This is a genomic window from Streptomyces sp. NPDC012769, from assembly GCF_042901205.1.
Lineage (GTDB): Bacteria > Actinomycetota > Actinomycetes > Streptomycetales > Streptomycetaceae > Streptomyces.
In genome coordinates, this window is the sequence record NZ_JBIBCP010000002.1 from 823,001 (window position 1) to 843,873 (window position 20,873).

The window sequence follows — 20,873 nt, forward strand, 5'->3', positions numbered from 1 at the left end:
CGGTGGCCGCTGAGCCGGGCGGCCGCTGAGCCGGGCGGCCGCTGAGCCGGGGGCCGGCAGGCGCCCCGGCACCGGTCCGGGCCCGGCCTCGCCCCGGCCGAGGCGACTACGACCCTTCCGCCGCCGTCACTCCCTGGAGGCGGCCCACGACGACGACGCCGTCGGCCGTCGTGCCCGCCGGCTTGACCAGGACGGACTGGCTGGAGACCCAGCGCTTGGTGACCGTGCTCTTGATCTCGCCGGTCAGCAGGGCCTTCACATCCGGCCCGACCTTCGGGCGGTAGCCCGGTGCGGCCGTCTGGCGCTCGAAGTAGCGGGTGGCGAAGAAGACCAGCGCCCCGCCGTCCTCCGTCGCCAGGCCGAGCGGGGCGAAGTCGCCACGGCTCTCGGGCTGGTCGACGTACTGGGTGACGAGCCCGGGGCGGTTGGCGGCCTTCTGCCGTTCGGCCCGCCACTCGGTGGTGTGCGGGCCCGCCGCGAACGGCCCCGGCTGCCCGTCCTTGAGGAAGGCCGCGTACCGCTCGCCGAGGGCCTCGGGCGCGACCGCCAGGTCGGCGGTGTCCGGGGCGACCGGCACCGCGAACCCCGCGTCGGTTTTGAAGGCCGGGACCTCGTCCGGCGTCAGGATCGACAGATAGGCGACCTCCCACAGCTGGGAGGCGCTGCCCTTCAGGAAGACCAGGACCCAGCGGTTGTCGCCCGCGCCCTGGTCGGTGTCCCGGTTGGAGTCGGTGTCCGCGACGAACCAGCGCGGCCAGCCGGCCTTCCGGGGTATGACGAACTTCGCGTCGGTGAGCTCCAGCGGCTGGTGTTCCTTGTTGCCGCCGGGGCTCGTCACCTGACGGGACTTGAGGCCCGCCTGGTTGATCTCGCCGAGCGGGCCGGTGACCCGCTCCGCGTCGAGCGCCGGGTCGTAGGCCTTGTCGGCCTTGTTGAACGCGACCGTGAAGTCCTTCAGGGCCTGCTCGGCCTCGGCCTGCGTGGCCGCCGGGATCAGCTCCCGCTCGCCGTGCACCGTCACGCACCCGCTCGCGGTCAGCGCCAGCACGGACGCGGTCGCCGCGGCGAGGAGCGTGTCAGCCGCTCGCCTCCGCCTGGTCCGCCTCTGCTCGGCTCGCCTCGGCTCGGGCCGCCTCAGCCTTCTCATCGGTCTCGATCGCCTTCTGCTTCTCCACCCGCTGGGACGGACCCGACCCTACCGGGGCCGGGAACAGCGCGAGCATCGGGATCGGATAGCGCGCCCACACCGTGACCTGAGGGACCGTCGGCTCGGGCCGGAAGCCGAACCCGCCCTTCAGGACCTGGTGTCCCGCACCGGAAGCACCAGCGGGACGCCGGTGCGGGGATGCGGGAACACCTCCACCGGCTGCCGGTAGACCCGGCCGAGCACCTCCCCGTCGAGCACCTCCGCCGGCGGCCCGGCCACCGCGATCCGGCCCTCGTGCAGCACCCCGACCCGGTCCGCGTGCGCCGCGGCGAGCCCGAGGTCGTGCAGCACCACGACCACCGCCGCGCCCGCCGCCGCCCGCTCCCGGCAGACGCCCAGGACCAGTTCCTGATGGCGCAGGTCGAGCGCGGCGGTCGGTTCGTCGAGCAGCAGCAGCCCGGTCCGCTGGGCGAGCACCCGGGCCAGCGCGACCCGGGCCCGCTCGCCGCCCGACAGCGCCGAGAACGGCCGCTCGGCGAACGCGGTCGTCTCGGTCGCGGCCATCGCCTCCGTGACCGCCGCCTCGTCCTCGTCCTCCCGCGCTCCGCCCGCCCACGGGGCCCGGCCCATCCGGACCACCTCGGCGACGGGGAAGGGGAAGGACAGCTCGGCGGACTGCGGCAGCACGGCCCGCCGCCGGGCGAGTTCACCGGCGGACCAGTCGCCGGCCGGGCGCCCGGCGATCCGCACCTCGCCGCCCTCCGGCACGAGATCGGCGGCGAGCGCGGCGAGCAGCGTCGACTTCCCGGCCCCGTTGGGTCCCACCAGGGCCAGCACTTCCCCGGCCCGTACGGCGATCCCGGCCCCGTCGAGCACGGCCCGCCCTCCCCGCGCGACCCGCAGGTCACGGGCCTCGGCGACGAGCTCCCCGGGCGCGGCGAGCGCGGGCAGGTCCTGCGTACGGCGCCCGGTCAGAATGTGTCGGATCGTCGAACGAGAGCGGCTCGTCGATCGAGAGCGGCTCGTCGAACGGGAGCGGCTCGTCGAACGGGAGCGGGTCGTCGAACGGGAGCGGGTCGTCATGCCCAACCACCTTGCCTGCGACGGGTCCTGCGCAGCAGCCAGAAGAAGAACGGGCTGCCGACGAGGGCGGTGAGGACGCCCAGGGGGAGTTCGGCCGGGGCGGCGACCGTACGGGCGGCGAGGTCGCCGGCCAGCAGCGCCACCGCGCCGCCGAGCGCGCTGCCCGGGACGAGGAAGCGGTGGCCGGGGCCGTTCGCCATGCGCAGCAGATGCGGGACGACCAGGCCGACGAAGGAGACGATGCCGGAGACGGCGACGGCCGCCGCGGTGAGCAGCGCCACGACCAGGATCAGGGAGACCCGCAGCCGCTCGACGTCGACGCCCAGGTGGCGGGCGGGGCGCTCGCCGAGGGCGAGCAGGTCGAGCCGGCGGGCGTGGAGCGGGGCGACGAGCAGACCGAGCAGCGCGCACGGCAGCACCGCGAGCACCTTGGGCCAGGTGGCCTGGGCGAGCGAGCCCAGCTGCCAGAAGGTGATCTGGCTGATCTGCGCGTTGTCGGCGAAGAAGAGGAACAGGCCGATGAGCGCGCCCGCGAACGCGGTCACCGCGATCCCGGTGAGGATGAGCGTGACGACCTCGGTCCGGCCGCCCGAGCGGGACATCGCGTACACGAGGACGACGGTGACGAGACCGCCCGCGAAGGCGCAGACCGTCACCGTCCAGGTCCCGAGGAAACCGGCCCCGAGCACGATCGCGCCGACCGCGCCGACGGCCGCGCCGGAGGAGATCCCGATGACGCCGGGCTCGGCGAGCGGATTGCCGAACACCCCCTGCATCAGCGCGCCCGCACAGCCGAGCGAGGCGCCCACGAGCAGGGCCAGCACGACCCGGGGCAGCCGGATGTTCCACAGCACGCTCTCCGCCGTCCGCTCCAGCGCGTGCCCGCCGAGACCCGTCCGGTGCCGCACGGAGGCGACGACGTCGCCGAGCGGAATCTCGTACGCCCCGAGCCCGGCGGACAACAGCGCGAGCAGCAGCACCGCCCCCAGCAACCCGCCGGCCAGCGCGAAGGACCGTCCCCGGCGCCGGGTCGGGGCGAGGTGTCGCCCGGAAGGCGAGCTCGCGGCGGGGGCGGCGGCGACCGGCGGGCCCGGGGTCCCGCCGGCGTCCGGCGAGCCGGTGGCCCTGGCCGCGTCCGGCGCGCCCGCCGCCTCGGCTGCGTCCGGGCTTCCGGCGGCGTCCGGCGTGCCGGCGTTCCCGGCCGCGCCCGATGGGGCCGCGACCCCCGCCGCGCCCCGCGCGCCCGTGGCCCCGACAGCGTCCGGCGTGCCCGCGACCTCGGCGGTGACCGGCGTGCCTGCGCTCCCGGCCGCGTCCGGCGTGCCTGCGTTCTCGACGGCGACCGGCGGCTCCGTGGCCCTGGCCCCGTCCGTTGCGCCCGCGCGCCCGGCGGCGTCCGGCGGGGCCGTGGCCCCGGCCCCGTCGGGCGGGGCCCCCGCCCCACCCGGCCTCCCCGCCGCCCCCTCCCTCAGCGGTGTCACTTGCCGCTCCCGTACAGCTGGTCGGCCAGGGAGGTCAGCACCTGGTCGGTGCGGGGACCGTAGTTGAGGAGGATGCCGTCGTCGACGGTGACGACGCGGCGGTCGAGCCCGGCGGGGGTCTCGGCGACGCCGGGGATCTTCACGAGGCCGTCGACGCCGCCGACCGATTCGAGGCCCTTGCGCATGACGAGGATCGCGTCGGGCGCGGCCTTGACGAGGGCCTCGCTGGTGACGGGGGTGAAGTCCTTGCGCAGCCCGGACTCCTTGCCCGCGTCGACCGCGCCGGCCGCCTCCAGGAGGGAGCTCGCCCCGGACTCCGCGCCGCCGAGGAGATAGACGGCGGCCGAGCCCCGTACGTAGAGGAAGGCGACCCGCGGCTTCTCCTCACGGGCCGGAACGTCCTTGCGCACGGCGTCGATCCGGGCCTCGGTGCGCTGCCTGAGCGCGGCGCCGGCGTCGGGGACGCCGAGCGCGGCGGCCACCGCGTCGATGCGCCGGGGCACGTCGGCGAGGCCCCTGGCGGGGGAGACGACGACGAGCGGGACGCCCGCGTCGCGGAGCTGGGCGACGGCCTCCGCCGGGCCGGTGGTGTCCTCGGCGAGCACCAGGGTCGGCTTCAGGGAGAGCACGCTCTCGGCGGAGACGTCGTGCGCGCGGGTCACCACGGGAAGTCTCCCGGCCTGTTCGAAGGTGGCGGTGATGTCCCGGGCGACGACCCGGTCCCCGAGGCCGAGGGTGAAGACGAGTTCGGAGAGCGAGCCACTCAGCGGCACGATCCGCTCGGCGGAGGTCACGGTCACCTTCCGCCCGTCCGCCGAGGCGACGGTGACGGGCAGCCGGGGCCGCGCGGCGGGCGCCGCCAGCGGCTCGACCCGGTCGGCGGCGCCGCCCGCCGAGGGTCCGGCCGCCGAGGAGCCGCCGGTCGTCGCCGGGGTGCCGCCGGCACCGCAGCCGGTCGCCGTGAGGGCGAGGGCGAGCGCCGCTGTCAGCGCTGTCGCGAGGCGGGCTGTGCGCACCGGACACCGTCCTGTCGTTCCAGAGGGGCGAGTTGGGGAGCCGAGGTCGAAGGGCTTCCGACCGTGACTCGATCTAGCTTAGGTTAGCCTTGCCTTACCTTCTAGCCCTCGAAGGGGGTCCCATGCTGCCCTTGTCCCGACCCGCCCGGGCATCCGCCGTCGCACTCGTCGCGGCGCTGCTCGCCGTCCTCCTCCCGGCCCTCACGGCCCGGGCCGAGGACCGCACGGTCCAGGGCGGACGGCTCGACTGGGGCATCAAGGCCTCCTTCCAGAGCTACGTCACCGGGCCCGTCGCGCAGGGCAGTTGGAGCCTCACCGGCGGCGCCGCCACCGTCGGCTCCGGCCGCTTCCGCTTCCACTCCGCCCAGGGGGCCTACGACCCGGCCACCGGCGCCTTCGAGGCCGCCTTCGGCGGTGGGGTCCGCTTCCTCGGCCACCGCGGGGCCGACGGCACCCACGAGCTCGACCTGACCGTCAGCCGCCCGCGCGTCCGCATCGGCTCCGGACGGGGCACCCTCTACGCCGACATGGCGAGCAGGGCCAAGGGCGGCGGCGGCCTCACCACCCGCAGCGGCGTCCCGCTCGCCACCCTCGACCTCTCCGGCATCGACATGCGCGGCGGCGGCAGCCCCGTCTCGCTGCGCGACGTCCCCGCCACCCTCACCGCCCAGGGCGCCACCGCCTTCGCCGGCTACTACCCGGCCGGCACCCGGCTCGACCCCGTCAGCCTCACCGTCGACGTCCGCCGGCCGGCCGGGAAGCCGACGACGAGCCCCACGAGCCCCACGACGCCGACCACGGGCGGATTCCGCGACGCGGCCGTCGACTGGGGCGTACGGCGGACCTTCCGCGAGTACGTCACCGGGGCCATCGCCCGGGGCCGCTGGACCCTCTCCGGCGGCGCCCAGGACGGCGGCGCGCTCTTCCGCTTCCCGAACGGCAAGGGCACGTACGACCCGGAGAAGCAGAGCCTCGACGCCACCTTCGCGGGCAGTGTCCGCTTCACCGGCACCCACCTCGACCTCACCTTCGGGAAGGTCACCGTCGCGGTCACGGGCGGCCGGGGCACCCTGAGCGCCGACGTCACCGGCGCGGGGCGGCCCACCGAGAAGGCCGTCCCCCTCGTCACCTTCCCCGTCGCCGACCTCGCCCCCAGGAACGGCCTCGCCGTCGTCACCGAAGCCCCCGCCACCCTCACCGACGGCGGCGCCAGGGCCTTCGCCGGCATGTACAGGGCCGGCACCGCGATGGACCCCGTCTCGCTCGCCGTCACCGTCGACGCCAGGGCCGCGCTGCCGCCGCTGCCCGACCTCGGCAGCGACTCCACGACCACCGGCCCGGCACCCGCGTCCACCCCCGGTGCCGCCAAGCCCGCCGACGAGACCGCCGCCGAGGCCCGGGACGACGACGCGACGACCCCCGTCACCTGGATCGCCCTCGGCGCGGGCGTCCTGCTCGCCACCGCCCTCGCCCTCGCCCTCGCCTTCGCGCGAAAGCGCCGTACGGCCGCGGCCACGACCGAGACCCCGGCCGGGGACGCGACCGCCACCGGCCCCACCACCGACTGACCCACCGTCACCCCGTACGAGGAGACCACCCTTCATGGCCACCCCCCTGCGCCGCCCCGTCACCCTCGCCGCCGCCGTCGCCACCGTCGCGGCCCTCGGCGCCGGCGCCCTCGCCCTGCCCGCCGTCGCCGCCGACGCCGCGGCGCCACCGGTGCCGCTGACGAACGGCACCCTCGACTGGGGCATCAAGGCGTCCTTCCGCTCCTACCTCGCCATGCCCTTCGCCAAGGGCAGGACCACCGTCGAGGGCGGCGCCAGGCAGGCCCCGAACCACGGGATCCTCACCTTCGTCGACGGCGCCGGCACCTACGACACGGCCACCCACGCCACCGCCAACTCCTTCAAGGGCGGGGTGCGCTTCGAGGCTCACGACGGCGCGCTCGACATCCGGATCTCGGACGTCCGGCTGAGCACCAAGGGCTCGGCGGCGCCCACCGGCGAGATCACCGCCGACGTCGTCACCAAGGAGAAGGACGGCTCCGTCAGCACCCGCAACGACATCGCGCTCGCCGCGCTCGACATGACCGGCGTCCGGCCCGGCCAGGGCACCGGTGGCGCCATGGTCTTCAAGGACATACCGGCGAAGCTGACGAAGGACGGCGCGGCGGCGTTCGCGGGCTTCTACAAGGAGGGCGACGCCCTCGACCCGGCGACCCTCACGGTCACCGCCGGCGGCACCAGGCCCACCCCGGCCCCGACGCCCACCCCGACGTCCACGCCCACCCCGACCAGGACCCCGGCCCCCACGCCGACCGCCACGAAGACCACGACGCCGAAGCCCACGGCTCCCACCACCCCGGGCCCGACAAGGGTCCCGACCAAGGCCCCCGCCGGCGTCTTCGACGGCCGCCTCACCTGGGGCGTGAAGGCGTCCTGGCGCTCCTACGTCACCGAGACCTGCGGCGGCGCCGTCACCCCCGCCCGGGGCGCCGAGACCAATGGCTCGGCCTACGACTTCGCCTTCCGCGAGGCCGACGTGACCGCCGGCGCCCGCAAGGCCGACACGGCCTTCTCCGGCACCCTCCGCTTCGCCTGCGCCGCCCACCGGATCGACTGGACCATCGGCGACGTCAAGGTGAAGGCGAACGGAGCCAAGGGCACCCTGGTCGCCGACGTCACCACCGCCGAGGGCACGAAGAACGACGTCGTCTTCGCCGACCTCGACCTGTCCCAGGCCGACTGGACCGCCAGGAACGGCGTGATCACCCTCGCCGCGCTCCCGGCCAGGCTCACCGCCGCCGGTGCCGCGCAGTTCGCCGGCCCGAACGGCGAGGCCTTCTACCGGACCGGCACCGCCATCGACCCCGTCACCGTCCGCCTCACCGTCACCAAGGGCGCCGGCCTGCCGACGTCCTCGGCCCCGGCCGGCTCGGCGTCCTCCACTTCCACGACGGGCGGCTCCGGCGGCACGGTGGGCGGCACCGTCGGCGGCGGCGCCGGCTCCCTCGCCGCGACCGGCGCCGATGCCCCCACCGGCGCCCTGCTCGCCGCCGCCGGCCTCACCGCCGCCGCGGGCGCCGGCATCGTCATCGCCGTCCGCCGCCGCGCCCTGGCCTGACCCCCGCACCGCCGCCTCCCACCCCCACAGGCAGGGCCGCACCCCGGAAACGGCGGTGCGGCCCTGCCGCCCGTCCGGACACGACACGACACGACACGACACGACACGGGCTAGCGTGCGGACATGCGCCGCGAGAACCTCCCCGGAGCCGTCGTCCTCACCGGCCACGCCGACCGGCTTCCCGCCCTGCGCCTGGAGACGGCCCCCGGCGGCCGGATGCTCCTCCGCCAGGGCGCCCGCCCCGTCCTCCTCGCCCGCCTCGACGGGGACCGCCACGGGGTCACCGTCCACCGCCGCGACGGCTACCGCTCGCCGCTGCCGCCCCTGCGCGTCGACGAGGCCCGGCAGAGCCCCGACTGGCCGCACCGCTTCGCGAGCGGCCTCGCGGCCTCCGACCGCGGGCCCCTCCACGCGGACCGCCTGCTCCTCACCCGTCGGTCCGGCTTCCCGCCGTACGTCTGGCACGACGACCTCGTACGCGACTGGCCGACGGTCCACCTGGACCACGACCGCACCGGCTGGAACGGCGTGCTGCCGCTGCGCCCGCTGTCCGCCGCCGACGCGCCGCGCGTCAAGGCGTACCGCCGCCAGGCCCGCGAGGGCGTCCTGCCGCCCGTACTGCTGTGGTCGATCCCGGAGTTCGACGGATGGCTGGTCCTCGACGGCCACGACCGCGCGGTCGCCGCCCTCGCCGAGGGGCGGGACCCGGACGCGGTGGTGCTGGCACGCGGCGAGGACGAGGAGACCCGAGCCACCGCCTACGAGGCCGTGTCCGCGTCCTTCGAGCGGCGGCTCGCGGACATCCCGCCCGGACAAGGGCCGGCGCGACGGGCGCTGACCCGGTCCCACGCCGCCGCTCTGGCCTCCGTCCCGTACGACGAGGCCCCCACGCCCACCTGGCCGATTTCCGGCGGAGCCGCCGCATGGGACGCCTGGATGCTTGAATTCCGCCATGAACACGACTGTCACTGACATCGACGTCCTGCGGGTCTTCTGCGCGGGCGACGGCCGCCACGGCAACGCCCTCGGTGTCGTACGCGACGGGCGCGGGTACCCCGACGAGGCCGCCCGGCAGGCGCTGGCCAAGGAACTCGGCTTCAGCGAGACCGTGTTCGTGGACGACCCCGAGCGCGGGACCGTCGACATCTACACCCCGGGACTGCGCCTGCCCTTCGCCGGGCACCCGCTGGTCGGCGCCGCCTGGCTGCTCGACCTGGAGGTCGTGTGCCCGCCGGCGGGAGAGGTCTGGGCGCGCGGCGACGGCGAGTTCACCTGGATCGAGGCCCGCGCCGAGTGGGCCCCGCCGCGCATCCTGCGCCAGTACGGCTCCGCCGCCGAGGTGGAGGCCCTGGAGGTGCCGGAACCCGGCCGGTGGATCTACGCCTGGGCGTGGGAGGAGGAGGCCGCCGGCCGGATCCGGGCACGGGCCTTCCCCGGGCGCGGCGACGGCATCGACGAGGACGAGGCGACCGGCGCGGCGGCGCTGCTGCTCACCGCCGAACTCGGCCGGGCGCTCAACATCACCCAGGGCCGGGGCTCGCAGCTGCTCACCGCCCCGGGCCCCGACGGCATCGTCGAGCTCGGCGGCCGGGTCCGCCTGGAGCGGACCCTCACCTGGTGATCGTCAGGCGGCGCTGAGCGGGAACTCCGCCGCCAGCTCCCGGAACACGGCCCCGTTGAAGTCGAAGGCCCGCTTGCACTCGTCGATGATCCGCTGCTTCTCCAGGTCGTCGGCGTTCACGCCGTCGAGCAGCTCCCGGTAGGCCCGCTTGAAGGCGGCCGGGTTGGTGATCGCGTCGAAGACGTAGAACCGCACGCCGTCGCCCTTGCGCGCGAAGCCCCAGGTCCGCTCGGCCTTGTCGCGGATGATCTGTCCGCCCGAAAGGTCGCCCAGATACCGGGTGTAGTGGTGCGCCACATAGCCGGCCGGCCAGTCACGGGCGCACTCGGCGACCCGCGCCGCGTACGCCTGTGTCGCCGGCAGCGCGGAGAGCCCGGCGCGCCAGTCGGGGCCGCGCAGATGGGCGAGGTCCTGCTCCAGGGCGGCCGTGCGGAACAGCTCCGGCTGTATGAACGGCCCGGCGACCGGGTCGTCCCGCAGGGCCTCGGCGCCGTCCTCCAGGGCGCGGTACACGAACCAGAGCTGCTCCGTGTAGCGCGCGTAGGCGTCGACGGCCAGACGTCCGCCGAGGAGGTCGCTCATGAACGTGGACGACTCCGCTTCCGTGTGCTGCTCGTGCGAGGCGGTGCGGATGAGCGTCGAGAAGGGTGTGTCCACCGTGTCCAAGGCGTGCCTCCGGGACCGTAGGGGGTCGGGAACCTGCGATCGAGGACGATCCTGCCGACTTAGGCTTACCTAAGTCAACTGGTTCCCGACGACCTGTCGGTAAAAACGCTACCCACGGAACGGGCCGGGGCAACGTGTCACGGTCACGGCAGGGTGAGGATCTCGGCCCCGGTCTCCGTCACCACGAGCGTGTGCTCGAACTGCGCGGTCCGCTTCCGGTCCTTGGTCACCACGGTCCAGCCGTCCTCCCACATGTCGTACTCGTGCGTGCCGAGCGTCAGCATCGGCTCGATCGTGAACGTCATGCCCGGCTGCATCACCGTCGTGTGGTGCGGGGAGTCGTAGTGCGGAATGATCAGCCCGGAGTGGAAGGACGAGTTGATGCCGTGCCCCGTGAAGTCCCGCACGACGCCGTAACCGAAGCGCTTGGCGTACGACTCGATGACCCGGCCGATGATGTTGACCTGGCGGCCCGGCTTGACCGCCTTGATCGCCCGGTTCAGGGACTCCCGGGTCCGCTCGACGAGCAGCCGCGACTCCTCGTCGACGTCGCCGCAGAGGTAGGTGGCGTTGTTGTCGCCGTGGACGCCGTGGATGTACGCGGTGACGTCCAGGTTCACGATGTCGCCGTCCTTCAGGACGGTCGAGTCGGGGATGCCGTGGCAGATCACCTCGTTGACCGAGGAGCACAGCGACTTCGGGAAGCCGCGGTAGCCGAGCGTGGAGGGGTAGGCCCCGTGGTCGCACATGAACTCGTGGGCGACCCGGTCGAGCTCGTCCGTGGTGACACCCGGGGCGATGTGCTTGGCGGCCTCCTCCATCGCCTGCGCGGCGATGCGGCCGGCGATCCGCATCCGCTCGATGGTGTCGGAGTCCTGCACCTCGGGCCCCGAATACGGGGTAGGAGCGGGCTTGCCGACGTACTCGGGACGGCGGATGGCCCCGGGAACGGAACGGTGGGGGGAGAGCTCCCCCGGTACGAGAAGCGACTGGCCAGACATGTCAGCGAGTCTAACGACCGCGTCTGGGGCAGCATGGTGACGGAGGAAGGAGCCGAGGATGGCCCTGTTCAAGAAGCGCACGGCCGGCAAGCCGGGCGAGTGGTTCTACTGCCTGGAACACAAGAAGGTCGAGGAGGGACCCGAGTGCCCGGCCAAGAACCGCTTCGGCCCCTACGGGAGCCGTGAGGAGGCCGCCCGCGCCCTGGAGACCGCCAAGGAGCGGAACCTGGAGTGGGAGACGGACCCGCGCTGGCACGACAAGTCGGGCGGCGCGACCGGGGACGCGACCGGAGACGGGACGGGCGGTGCGACGGGCAAGGACGAGGTCCCCGACTAGGCCGACGCCTGCCGGGGCGCCCGGGGCTCCTGCCCGAGCTCCTGCTGCGCCTCCTGCCGTGCCTCGCGCCGGGCGTCCTGCCGGGCGTCCTGCTGGGCCTTGCGCCGCAGGGCGTCCTCGTCCGTCGTCGCGTCGTACGCGAGCAGCTTCGGCAGCGCGAGGCACAGCAGGCCCACCGACGCCACACAGGCGACACCGCCCGACCAGACCGCCGTCCGGGTCCCCGTCCAGCCGGCCACCCCGCCCGCCCGGATCTGGCCGAGCTGGGGGCCGACGCTGTACGAGAGCACCTCGATGCCCGCGAGCCGCCCGCGCAGCTCCTCCGGGATCGTCTGGTTCCAGATCGTCGACCGGCCGAGCCCGCTCAGCATGTCGCCGGCGCCCGCGACGGCCAGGCACAGCAGCACCACCCACACGTTCGCGAACCAGCCCGCCGCCGCGACGGCGAGCCCCCAGCCGGTCGCCCCGGCCACCACCAGCAGACCGTGCCGCCGCACCCGCGACGTCCAGCCGCTCGTCATCCCCAGCACCAGCGAGCCCACCGACCCCGCCGCGTACATCAGGCCCAGCGACCACTCCGCGTCCAGGTCGTCCGCGAGGAACGGGAAGATCGTGTTCGGGAAGGCGAAGAACATCGCGGCCAGATCGATTGCGTACGTGCCGAGCAGCACCGGCCGCGACCACGCGTACCGCGCGCCCTGCGCGATACCGCGCAGCGAGGGCCGGTCGGCGTCGTGCGCGGGCGGCGCCGGGGACAGCCCCCGGCACAGCAGCACGGACAGCGCGTAGCCGGCCAGCGTCACCCCGTACGCCGCCGCGTGCCCCACGTACGCCACCACCAGGCCCGCCAGGGCGGGCCCCGCGATGGATCCCAGCTGCCAGCGCAGCGAGTTCAGGGCGGCGGCGGCCGTCTGCTGCTCGTGCGGCACGATCCGGGCGAGCAGCGAGTCCAGCGCGGGCCGCTGCAGCCCCGCCAGGGCCGAGACGCCGGCGGCGACCACGTACAGCGGCCAGAGCATCGGGTTCGGCAGCAGCGCGTTCACGAGCAGGACCAGGGCCAGCAGACCGAGCCCCGCCTCGGTCGCCACGATCACCTTGCGCCGGTCCACCGCGTCGGCGAGCGCCCCGCCGTACAGCCCGAACACGACCAGCGGCACCAGCTCCACGGCCCCCATCACCCCGACGGCGAGGGGAGAGCCGGTCAGGTCCTTGATCTGCAGCGGCAGCGCGACCAGGGCCATGAACGACGCGAAGACGGTGACGAGCCCCTGCACCCACAGCAGCCGGAAATCGGAGGATGAGCGCCAGGGCGCGAGGTCGGGCAGCAGACGGGCGAGGCGTTTCACGAGGGCTCATGCTCGGCGCGCCCCGCAGCCCGCGGCAACCGAATTAACCGGCCGCGCGGGGCGTCACCACCGTGCCGGTGGCGGGGCCGTCAGGTGGTCCGCGAGCCGGGACAGACGGTCGCGGAGGCTCAGCCGGCCGCGCGGCACCGGCGGCAGGCAGTTCTCGCCGGTGGCCGCGCTCACCAGGTGCTGGACGGTGTCGAGGTCGACCTCCGCGGCCGCCGGCACCGAGAGCGTCTCGTGCGCGAGCCCGGCGAGCTCCGTGTCGCCGGCGTCCAGGGACAGCACCGTCGCCCCCGCTCTGCGGGCGTCGTGGACCCGCTCGAGAAGCCCCTCGTCGGGCCGTGACGGCGCGACCATCAGCAGCGTCTCCCCGCGCCCGGCCGACTCGATCCGGCCGAGCCCGACCGCCAGGTGCGCCGGGTCGCCCGGCCGCGCCCGGTGCCGCACCAGCGTCGGGGCCAGCTCGGGCCTGCCCGACCAGGCCGACTCGTCCACGAGGTGCGCGGCCAGGTGCCAGGGCTCGTACTCCTCCGTGCCGACGAGCAGCAGCCCGCCGCCGTGCGGGACGACGGAGGAGCGCAGCGAGCCGGCGAACCGCCGGGCGGCGGCCGGCCACTCCGTACCGGCGAGGACCTCACGCAGCAGTGCGACACGAACGGCGTCCATGGGGCCGCATGGTGCCCCCCGACGGGCTCCGGGGCCGGACGTTCGAGGCGGACTCACCCGTACGGGGGTCGCGGAGGCGACCGGCCAGTAATGTCGGGGCCATGACTTCCTCCACCACCGCACCCCAGGCCGCCCCCAAGGACCCGTGGGACCTCCCCGACGTCTCCGGACTCGTCGTCGGCGTCCTCGGCGGCACCGGCGACCAGGGCCGCGGCCTCGCCTACCGGCTCGCCAAGGCCGGTCAGAAGGTGATCATCGGCTCGCGCGCCGCGGACCGCGCCCGGGCGGCGGCCGGCGAGCTCGGCCTCGGCATCGAGGGCGCCGACAACGCCGAGTGCGCCCGCCGCAGCGACGTCGTCATCGTGGCCGTGCCGTGGGACGGGCACGCCAAGACCCTGGAGTCGCTGCGCGAGGAGCTCGCCGGCAAGATCGTCGTGGACTGCGTGAACCCGCTCGGCTTCGACAAGAAGGGCGCCTACGCGCTCAAGCCCGAGGAGGGCTCCGCCGCCGAGCAGGCCGCCGCGCTGCTCCCGGACTCGCGGGTCACCGCCGCCTTCCACCACCTGTCGGCGGTCCTCCTCCAGGACGCCTCGATCGAGGAGATCGACACCGACGTGATGGTGCTCGGCGAGGTCCGCACCGACGTCGAGATCGTGCAGGCGCTCGCCGGGCGCATCCCCGGCATGCGCGGGGTCTTCGCGGGCCGGCTGCGCAACGCCCACCAGGTGGAGTCCCTGGTCGCCAACCTGATCTCGGTGAACCGCCGCTACAAGGCCCACGCGGGCCTGCGCGTCACGGACGTCTGAGCCGGTACCGGTTCGGAAAGGGGCATGGGGGACACTGGACGGGCACCACCAGCCGTACCGGTACCGGACAGGAGCCGACCCCCATGCCCCGCCTTGCCCTCTACGCCCTCGCCGTCTGCGCCCTCGCCGTCGTGGCGGCCGTCGTCTCCTTCGTCCAGGGCAGCTGGCTGGGCGTCGTCTGGGTGCTCTTCGCCGGCCTGTCCTCGAACATGGCGTGGTACTACGTGAAGCGCGGCCGCATCGCCCGCGACGCGTAGGGGCCGCGGGCCGACCGTCGGCGCACTAGATCTCGCAGATCTCCGGCTGGTCCTGCCAGAACCGGTAGAGGTTCGAGCCGCAGTAGCGCGACAGCTCCGGCACGCCCAGCGCCCGCATCAGCGCGTCGATGGCGTCGAAGAAGGCGCCGTTGACCGCCGGGACGAAGAGCAGCGCGATGACGACGAAGAAGCCGTACGGCGCGTACGGCTCGATCTGCCGCTTGATCCGGTACGACAGCCAGGGCTCGATCACGCCGTAGCCGTCCAGGCCCGGCACCGGCAGGAAGTTCAGCAGGGCCGCCGTCACCTGGAGGAACGCCAGGAAGGCGAGCGCGTACCGGAAGACGACCGGCACGCCGTCGAGGGCGCCGAGCCAGAACGGCGCGGTGCAGACGACGGCGAACAGGACGTTGGTGAGCGGGCCGGCCGCCGAGATCAGGCTGTGCTTCCAGCGGCCCCGGATCCGGCCGTGGTCGATGAAGACGGCGCCGCCCGGCAGTCCGATGCCGCCCATGATCACGAAGAGCACCGGCAGGATGATGCTCAGCACGGCGTGGGTGTAGGCGAGCGGGTTCAGGGTCAGATAGCCGCGGGCGCCGACCGTGATGTCCCCGCCGTGCAGGGCGGTGCGGGCGTGGGCGTACTCGTGGAGACAGAGCGAGACGATCCACGCCGAGGTCACGAAGAGGAAGACGGCGAGGCCGGGAGAGGCCGCGAAGTCCGTCCACACGGCCCAGCCGGTGACGGCCATGACCGCGAGGATCGCCAGGAAGACGGGACTGATCCGCCGTTCGTCGTGGCGCGAGGTGGTCGTGGACATGCGGGGCTCCCCGGGGCGGCGGTCTGCGTCTGCGCACGGTCGGACGGTGATCCGGCCGTGGTCTGTCGGTGGCGTGCTGTGTTCCGGGAAACGTACCGGGCGGCCGTACGGGTTCCTGAGGCGGGTTCCCGGAGGGGCCCGCGGTCGCGGCGCCCGGCGCGGGCCATGGGCGCCGGTTCGCGGCGCGGGGCCGGTCCGGCCTCACGGAGAATGGGGCCCGTGCGCTATTCGGTCCTCGGCCCCACCCGGGCCCACACCTCAGAAGGCACCGCCGTGGCCGTGGGCGGCCCGCGGGTGCGGGCGCTGCTCACCGTGCTCGCGCTGCGGGCCGGCCGCGCGGTGCCCGTGGGGGTCCTCGTCGACGAGGTGTGGGGCGCCGAACCGCCGGCCGACGCGGTCGCCGCGCTCCAGGCGCTGGTGGGCCGGCTGCGCCGGGCGATCGGCCACGAGCGGGTGCTGTCCACCGAGGGCGGCTACCGGCTGGCCGCCGCGCCCGACGACATCGACGCGCACCGCTTCGTACGGCTCTGCGCCGAGGGGATACGGGAGCTGGACGCGGGCCGCCCGGGCCGGGCCGCCGGGCTGCTCGACGAGGCCCTCGCCCTGTGGAGGGGCCCCGCCCTCGCCGACCTCCCGGACCGCGCGGCCGCGGCGGCCCGCTGGGAGGCCCGCCGGCTCGACGCCCGCCGGGCCGTGCTGACCGCGGCCCTCGCGCTCGGCGAGGCCGCCGCGGTGCTGCCCGAGCTCGACGCCCTGTGCGTGGACCACCCGCTGGACGAACCCCTCCAGGCCCTGCGGCTGCGGGCCCTGCGCGACGCGGGCCGCTCGGCGGAGGCACTGGCCGCGTACGACACGGTCCGCCGCGCGCTCGCCGACCGGCTGGGCGCGGATCCCTCGCCGGAACTCCAGGCACTCCACGCCGAGTTGCTGGAGGCGACGGCGCCCGTGGCCGAGAAGCCCGAGGCCGGTCGGGCGGTGGGCAATCTGCGGGCCCGGCTCACCAGCTTCGTCGGCCGCGAGGACGACATCGCCGCCCTCCGGGACGACCTGGGCACCACGCGTCTGGTCACCCTCCTCGGCCCCGGCGGTGCCGGGAAGACCCGACTGTCGCAGGAGGCCGCCGAGACGGTCGGCGGTGACTGGCCCGACGGCGTCTGGCTCGCCGAACTCGCCCCCGTCAAGGACCCCGAGGCCGTCACCGAGGCCGTCCTCGCCGCGGTCGGTGCCCGCGAGACCGTGCTGCGCGGCGCCGGCGCCGAGGAACTCCGCATCGGCGAGGACCCGACGGGCCGCCTCGTCGACCACTGTGCCCGGCGTCGGATGCTGCTGGTCCTGGACAACTGTGAGCATGTGGTGGGGGCGGCGGCGGGGTTGGTGGAGGTGTTGCTGGCGCGTTGTCCGGGGGTGACGGTGCTGGCGACGAGTCGTGAGCCGTTGGGTGTGCCGGGGGAGGTGGTGCGTCCGGTGGGGCCGTTGCCGCCGGAGACGGCGGTGCGGCTGTTCGGTGAGCGGGGTGCGGCGGTGCGGGCGGGGTTCCGGGTGGCGGACGATCCGGAGGCGGCGGCGGAGATCGTCCGGCGGCTGGACGGTCTGCCGTTGGCGATCGAGCTGGCCGCGGCGCGGCTGCGGATGCTGACCCCTCGCCAGATCGCCGATCGTCTCGACGACCGTTTCCGGCTCCTGACCTCGGGGGCGCGCACGGTGCTGCCTCGTCAGCAGACGCTGCGCGCGGTGGTGGACTGGTCGTGGGACCTGCTGGACGGTGCCGAGCGTGCGGTGCTACGTCGTCTGGCGGTCTTCACGGGCGGCTGTGACCTGGAGGCGGCGGAGGCGGTGTGCGGCGAGCCGGGGGGCGCGTCGGAGGTGCTCGACGTGTTGGGTGCGCTGGTCGACAAGTCGCTGGTGGTCGCCGGCCCGACGGAGGCGGGTATGCGGTATCGGCTTCTGGAGACGGTCGCGGAGTACGCGGGGGAGCGGCTGGACGAGGCGGGGGACCGGGAGGTGGCCGAGCGGCGCCATCTCACGTACTACCGCGAGCTCGCCCGGCTGACCGACCCCGAACTGCGGACCGGCCGGCAGGTCGCCGCCATCGGGCGGTTCACGGTCGAGTACGGCAATCTGCGGACCGCGCTGCGGCGGGCCGTCGAGGCGCGGGACGAGCAGGAGGGGCTCGTGCTGGTGCACTCCCTGCTCTGGTACTGGACCATGCGGGACCTGCGGGCCGACGCGCTGTACTGGGCGGAGGCGGTGTCCGCGCTCGGGCCCGATCCCTTCGCGCCGCCCGCCGCCCCCGTCGTACCGCTGCACGAGCCGATCACCGCGGCGCCGCCACCGCTGACCGAGGAGCAGGTGTGGGAGGCCAGACGCGGGGTGCGGCTGGTCGAGCTGCTCAACATGGACCACGAGACCGGCCGGTGGACGACTCCCGACGGAGTCGCGCGGCTGCGGCGGATCCACGCCGCGTATCCGCCGGGTCTCCCGCAGACCTGCCGGCTGCCCGGCTCCTTCGCCGTCTTCGCCGTCCTCCTCATCGCCGAACCCGGCCTCATGGGCAAGGCCCTCGACGACCATGTGGCCGCCTGCCGCCGCAACGGCTACGACTGGGAACTCGGCCACGCCCTCCAGCTGCGCGCCAACATGCTCGCCAACCGTACCGACCTGGCCGAGCGGGCCGCCGCCGACGCCGAGGAGAGCCTGGAGATCTTCGTGCGGCTCGACGACGCGTGGGGTGCCGCCGAGGCGCTGTCCTCACGCGCCGAGGCCCGCGAGCGACGGCTCGAGTTCCTGGGCGCCGCCCAGGACTTCGAGGCCGCCATCGGCTACGCGCGACGCATCGGCGCCCAGTCGCAGATGGCGCTCCTGCGCGCCCGGTACGCCGACATGCTGATCGAGACCGGCCGCCGCGAGGAGGCCGAGCACATCCTGCGCGAGATCGTGGACGGCGAGTACGGACGCGGCCACGAACCGATGCTCGCCGCGCGGATCTTCCTGGCGCTGCTGCTCGGCCGAACCGGGCGGACCGCCGAGGCCCGCACCCATCTGCGGCGGCTGCTCGACGAGTTCCGCTCCGAGACCTTCTCCCTCTTCGAGGGCTTCACGCTCGGCAGCCTGGCCTGGGTGGACAACCTCGACGGACGGTACGCCTCGGCGTTCGAGCTGGCCCGGCGGGCGTACGGCCGCGCCCTCGACGCGCTGTCCATCATGGTGGCCCCGCAGATGCCGGCGGTCCATCTCGTCACCGCCGCCTGGGCGCTGGCCGGGCTCGGCGGCCCGTCGGTCCGCACGGCGGCCGTCCTGCTCGGCGCGTACGAGGGGCTGCAGCCGCCCGGGCACCTGCCCCCGCCGATGGAGCGGGAGAACGTGGCGCGGGCGACCGAGCTCGCCCGCGCCGCGCTCGCCGACGACTCCGCCTTCGCGGCCGCGTACGCCGAGGGCGGCGGCCTCTCCCTGGAGGAGGCCGCCGCCCTGCTCGCACGCGCCGACGCGATCTGAGGCGCGCCGAGTACCGGATCCCCCGCCGTCGCGGACCGCCGTCCCGGACCGCCGTCCCGGACCGCCGTCCCGGGTGCCCGTTCCGAGTCCCGTCCCGGGTCAGGTCTTCTTGCGGAACTTGGCGACCGCGAGCGGCGCCGTGACCACGGTGATGGCCGCGGCCCAGCCGAGCGTCATCCACACCGAGTGGGCGACGGGACCGCCGTTGATCAGATTGCGGGCGGCGTCGGCGAGGTTGGACAGCGGGTTGTAGTCGGTGAAGGTCTCCAGCCAGCCCGGCATCGAGGTCGTCGGGGCGAAGATCGACGAGCCGAACTGGAGCGGCATCAGGACCAGCATCGCCATGCCCTGGACCGCCTGGGCGGTCTTCAGGGTGAGCCCGAGCAGGATGAAGATCCACATCAGCGACGCTCCGAAGACCATCGACAGGCCGATGGCGGCGAAGAGGTGGAGGACCGAGGTGTGGATCTCCAGGCCCAGCAGGAAGCCCGTACCGAGCAGGATCGCGGTGGCGATCAGCATCCGGCCGACCTCGACGACGATCTTGGCGATCAGGACCGAGGACCGGGCGATCGGCATCGTCCGGAACCGGTCCATGACCCCCTTCTTGAAGTCGTCGTTGATGCCGACACCGACGGCCATGGCGATGTTCATGCCCATCATCGCCATGAGGCCCGGGGTCACGTAGTTGACGTAGACGTCGTTGTTGCCCTTGCCGGCGATGGCGCCGCCGAAGACGTACACGAACAGCAGGATGAAGACGATCGGCATCAGGACGGCGTCGAACATCGACTCCGGGTCCTGCTTGATCTGGAGCGCGTTGCGGCGGGCGAGGGCGCCGATGTGGCGGAGGTTGGCCCGCAGGCCGATCCGGCCCTCGTCGGTCGCGGCCCGCTTGGCGGGGGCCGGCGCCGGGGCGGACGGGCGCGTGGCCGTGGTCGTGGTCGTGCTCATGCGGCGACCTCCTCGTGGATCGCGTCGGACGGGTGCGTCTTCTCGCCCGTGATGGCGAGGAACACCTCGTCCAGGCTGGGCAGGTGCGTGCCGATGTGGGCGATGCCGTAGCCGCGGGCACCGAACACGCCGACCACGGCGGTCAGTTGCTCGTCGCTGAGGATCGGCACGTACAGGGTGTCCTCGTCGGGGACGACGGTCACGCCGCCGATCCCGTCGAGACCGGCCTCGCGCAGCGCGGACGCCATGGCGGACAGATCGGCCGGGTCGGCCGGCCGGACCTTCAGGGTGCGGCCGCCGACCTTGGCCTTGAGCTCGTCCACACCGCCCTTGGCGATGACCCGGCCCCGGTCGATGACGGTCAGCTCGCTCGCGAGCTGCTCCGCCTCCTCCATGTACTGGGTGGTGAGCAGCACGGTCGCGCCCTCGGCCACCATCCGCTGGACCTCGTCCCACACCTCGTTGCGGGTGCGCGGGTCCAGGCCGGTGGTCGGCTCGTCCAGGTAGAGCACGGCGGGCTGCCCGATCATGGAGGCCGCCAGGTCGAGGCGGCGCCGCATGCCGCCGGAGTAGTTCATGGCGGGGCGCTTGGCTGCCTCGGTGAGGGAGAAGCGCTCCAGCATCTCGTCGGCGCGGCGGCGGGCGTCCTTGCGGGAGAGGTCGAGCAGCCGCCCGATCATGTAGAGGTTCTCCCAGCCGGACAGCTTCTCGTCGACGGAGGCGTACTGGCCGGTGAGGCCGATGGTGCGGCGCAGCTGCCGGGGCTGGCGCACCACGTCGTAGCCGGCGACGGTGGCGCTCCCGGCGTCCGGGACGAGGAGGGTGGACAGACAGCGGACGAGGGTGGTCTTGCCGGCGCCGTTGGGGCCGAGGACCCCGAGCACCGTGCCCTCGCGGACGTCCAGGTCGACCCCGTCGAGGGCCTTGGTCGCGCCGAAGTGCTTCACGAGGCCCCGTACCTCGACGGCGTTGGTGAGTGATCGCGTCATGGCCACCATGGAACAGGCCGCCACCGACAGCGCACCGACAGCCGACCGACAGCACCGCCGGC

General features: G+C 74.5%; 18 protein-coding genes and 1 pseudogene. 8 read left to right on the plus strand and 11 right to left on the minus strand.

Annotated elements, in window-relative coordinates:
* Positions 1 to 106: 106 nt before the first annotated feature.
* From ACFY7C_RS12800 to ACFY7C_RS12815, 4 genes and pseudogenes are all read right to left on the minus strand, one after another.
* Positions 107 to 1,147, minus strand: coding sequence for a hypothetical protein (locus ACFY7C_RS12800; RefSeq protein WP_389648100.1), 1,041 nt, complete (start codon positions 1,145 to 1,147; stop codon positions 107 to 109).
* A gap of 147 nt (positions 1,148 to 1,294) precedes the next feature.
* Positions 1,295 to 2,230, minus strand: a complete 936-nt coding sequence (locus ACFY7C_RS12805) for a heme ABC transporter ATP-binding protein (protein WP_389648103.1) — start codon at positions 2,228 to 2,230, stop codon at positions 1,295 to 1,297.
* Positions 2,227 to 3,303: pseudogene (locus ACFY7C_RS12810) on the minus strand (FecCD family ABC transporter permease); the annotation flags it as partial. The pseudogene ACFY7C_RS12810 and the gene ACFY7C_RS12805, both read right to left, overlap by 4 nt.
* A gap of 404 nt (positions 3,304 to 3,707) precedes the next feature.
* Positions 3,708 to 4,727 (minus strand): hemin ABC transporter substrate-binding protein, encoded by a 1,020-nt coding sequence (locus ACFY7C_RS12815; protein WP_389648106.1) that lies wholly within the window; start codon positions 4,725 to 4,727, stop codon positions 3,708 to 3,710.
* A gap of 122 nt (positions 4,728 to 4,849) precedes the next feature.
* Between ACFY7C_RS12815 and ACFY7C_RS12820 the strand changes: the two genes are divergently transcribed.
* The 4 genes from ACFY7C_RS12820 (at position 4,850) to ACFY7C_RS12835 (ending at position 9,474) form a co-directional block, all read left to right on the plus strand.
* Positions 4,850 to 6,295 (plus strand): HtaA domain-containing protein, encoded by a 1,446-nt coding sequence (locus ACFY7C_RS12820; RefSeq protein WP_389648109.1) that lies wholly within the window; start codon positions 4,850 to 4,852, stop codon positions 6,293 to 6,295.
* 34 nt (positions 6,296 to 6,329) lie between these two features.
* Positions 6,330 to 7,853, plus strand: coding sequence for an HtaA domain-containing protein (locus ACFY7C_RS12825; RefSeq protein WP_389648112.1), 1,524 nt, complete (start codon positions 6,330 to 6,332; stop codon positions 7,851 to 7,853).
* Between the two features lie 123 nt (positions 7,854 to 7,976).
* On the plus strand, positions 7,977 to 8,825 hold the full coding sequence (locus ACFY7C_RS12830) for a hypothetical protein (protein ID WP_389648115.1): 849 nt from the start codon (positions 7,977 to 7,979) through the stop codon (positions 8,823 to 8,825).
* Positions 8,806 to 9,474, plus strand: coding sequence for a PhzF family phenazine biosynthesis protein (locus tag ACFY7C_RS12835; protein WP_389648118.1), 669 nt, complete (start codon positions 8,806 to 8,808; stop codon positions 9,472 to 9,474). Before ACFY7C_RS12830 ends, ACFY7C_RS12835 begins: the two co-directional genes overlap by 20 nt.
* Positions 9,475 to 9,477: 3 nt before the next feature.
* Here the strand turns inward: ACFY7C_RS12835 and ACFY7C_RS12840 are convergent, their stop codons facing one another.
* Both ACFY7C_RS12840 and map read right to left on the minus strand, forming a co-directional pair.
* Positions 9,478 to 10,131, minus strand: a complete 654-nt coding sequence (locus ACFY7C_RS12840; RefSeq protein WP_389649496.1) for a heme oxygenase (biliverdin-producing) — start codon at positions 10,129 to 10,131, stop codon at positions 9,478 to 9,480.
* 152 nt (positions 10,132 to 10,283) lie between these two features.
* Positions 10,284 to 11,141: a type I methionyl aminopeptidase gene (map, locus tag ACFY7C_RS12845; RefSeq protein WP_389648121.1), complete on the minus strand. Its 858-nt coding sequence runs from the start codon at positions 11,139 to 11,141 to the stop codon at positions 10,284 to 10,286.
* A gap of 58 nt (positions 11,142 to 11,199) precedes the next feature.
* Between map and ACFY7C_RS12850 the strand changes: the two genes are divergently transcribed.
* Entirely contained in the window at positions 11,200 to 11,478 is a 279-nt protein-coding gene (locus ACFY7C_RS12850) for a hypothetical protein (protein ID WP_389648124.1), read from the plus strand.
* On the opposite strand, the gene ACFY7C_RS12855 is transcribed toward ACFY7C_RS12850, so the two are convergent.
* Both ACFY7C_RS12855 and ACFY7C_RS12860 read right to left on the minus strand, forming a co-directional pair.
* The gene (locus tag ACFY7C_RS12855; RefSeq protein ID WP_389648127.1) at positions 11,475 to 12,824 is read right to left on the minus strand and encodes an MFS transporter; all 1,350 of its coding nucleotides are present in this window, start codon (positions 12,822 to 12,824) and stop codon (positions 11,475 to 11,477) included. The two genes, ACFY7C_RS12850 and ACFY7C_RS12855, sit on opposite strands and share 4 nt — an antisense overlap.
* A 63-nt stretch (positions 12,825 to 12,887) precedes the next feature.
* A complete protein-coding gene (locus ACFY7C_RS12860) occupies positions 12,888 to 13,493 on the minus strand; it encodes a hypothetical protein (protein WP_389648130.1) in 606 nt (201 codons plus the stop codon).
* Positions 13,494 to 13,594: 101 nt separating this feature from the next.
* Between ACFY7C_RS12860 and npdG the strand changes: the two genes are divergently transcribed.
* Together npdG and ACFY7C_RS12870 are read left to right on the plus strand one after the other, a co-directional pair.
* Positions 13,595 to 14,299, plus strand: coding sequence for an NADPH-dependent F420 reductase (gene npdG, locus ACFY7C_RS12865; protein ID WP_389648132.1), 705 nt, complete (start codon positions 13,595 to 13,597; stop codon positions 14,297 to 14,299).
* Positions 14,300 to 14,382: 83 nt separating this feature from the next.
* A complete protein-coding gene (locus tag ACFY7C_RS12870) occupies positions 14,383 to 14,556 on the plus strand; it encodes a hypothetical protein (RefSeq protein ID WP_389648135.1) in 174 nt (57 codons plus the stop codon).
* Positions 14,557 to 14,581: 25 nt separating this feature from the next.
* Here ACFY7C_RS12870 and ACFY7C_RS12875 read toward each other — a convergent pair whose 3' ends face one another.
* Positions 14,582 to 15,376, minus strand: a complete 795-nt coding sequence (locus tag ACFY7C_RS12875) for a site-2 protease family protein (protein WP_389648138.1) — start codon at positions 15,374 to 15,376, stop codon at positions 14,582 to 14,584.
* A 219-nt stretch (positions 15,377 to 15,595) separates the two neighbouring features.
* Here ACFY7C_RS12875 and ACFY7C_RS12880 point away from each other — a divergent pair, with 219 nt between their 5' ends.
* A complete protein-coding gene (locus ACFY7C_RS12880) occupies positions 15,596 to 18,868 on the plus strand; it encodes a BTAD domain-containing putative transcriptional regulator (protein ID WP_389648141.1) in 3,273 nt (1,090 codons plus the stop codon).
* A gap of 99 nt (positions 18,869 to 18,967) precedes the next feature.
* Here ACFY7C_RS12880 and ACFY7C_RS12885 read toward each other — a convergent pair whose 3' ends face one another.
* The gene (locus tag ACFY7C_RS12885; RefSeq protein ID WP_389648144.1) at positions 18,968 to 19,822 is read right to left on the minus strand and encodes an ABC transporter permease; all 855 of its coding nucleotides are present in this window, start codon (positions 19,820 to 19,822) and stop codon (positions 18,968 to 18,970) included.
* On the minus strand, positions 19,819 to 20,820 hold the full coding sequence (locus tag ACFY7C_RS12890) for an ATP-binding cassette domain-containing protein (protein ID WP_389648147.1): 1,002 nt from the start codon (positions 20,818 to 20,820) through the stop codon (positions 19,819 to 19,821). Before ACFY7C_RS12890 ends, ACFY7C_RS12885 begins: the two co-directional genes overlap by 4 nt.
* Between the last annotated feature and the right edge of the window lie 53 nt (positions 20,821 to 20,873).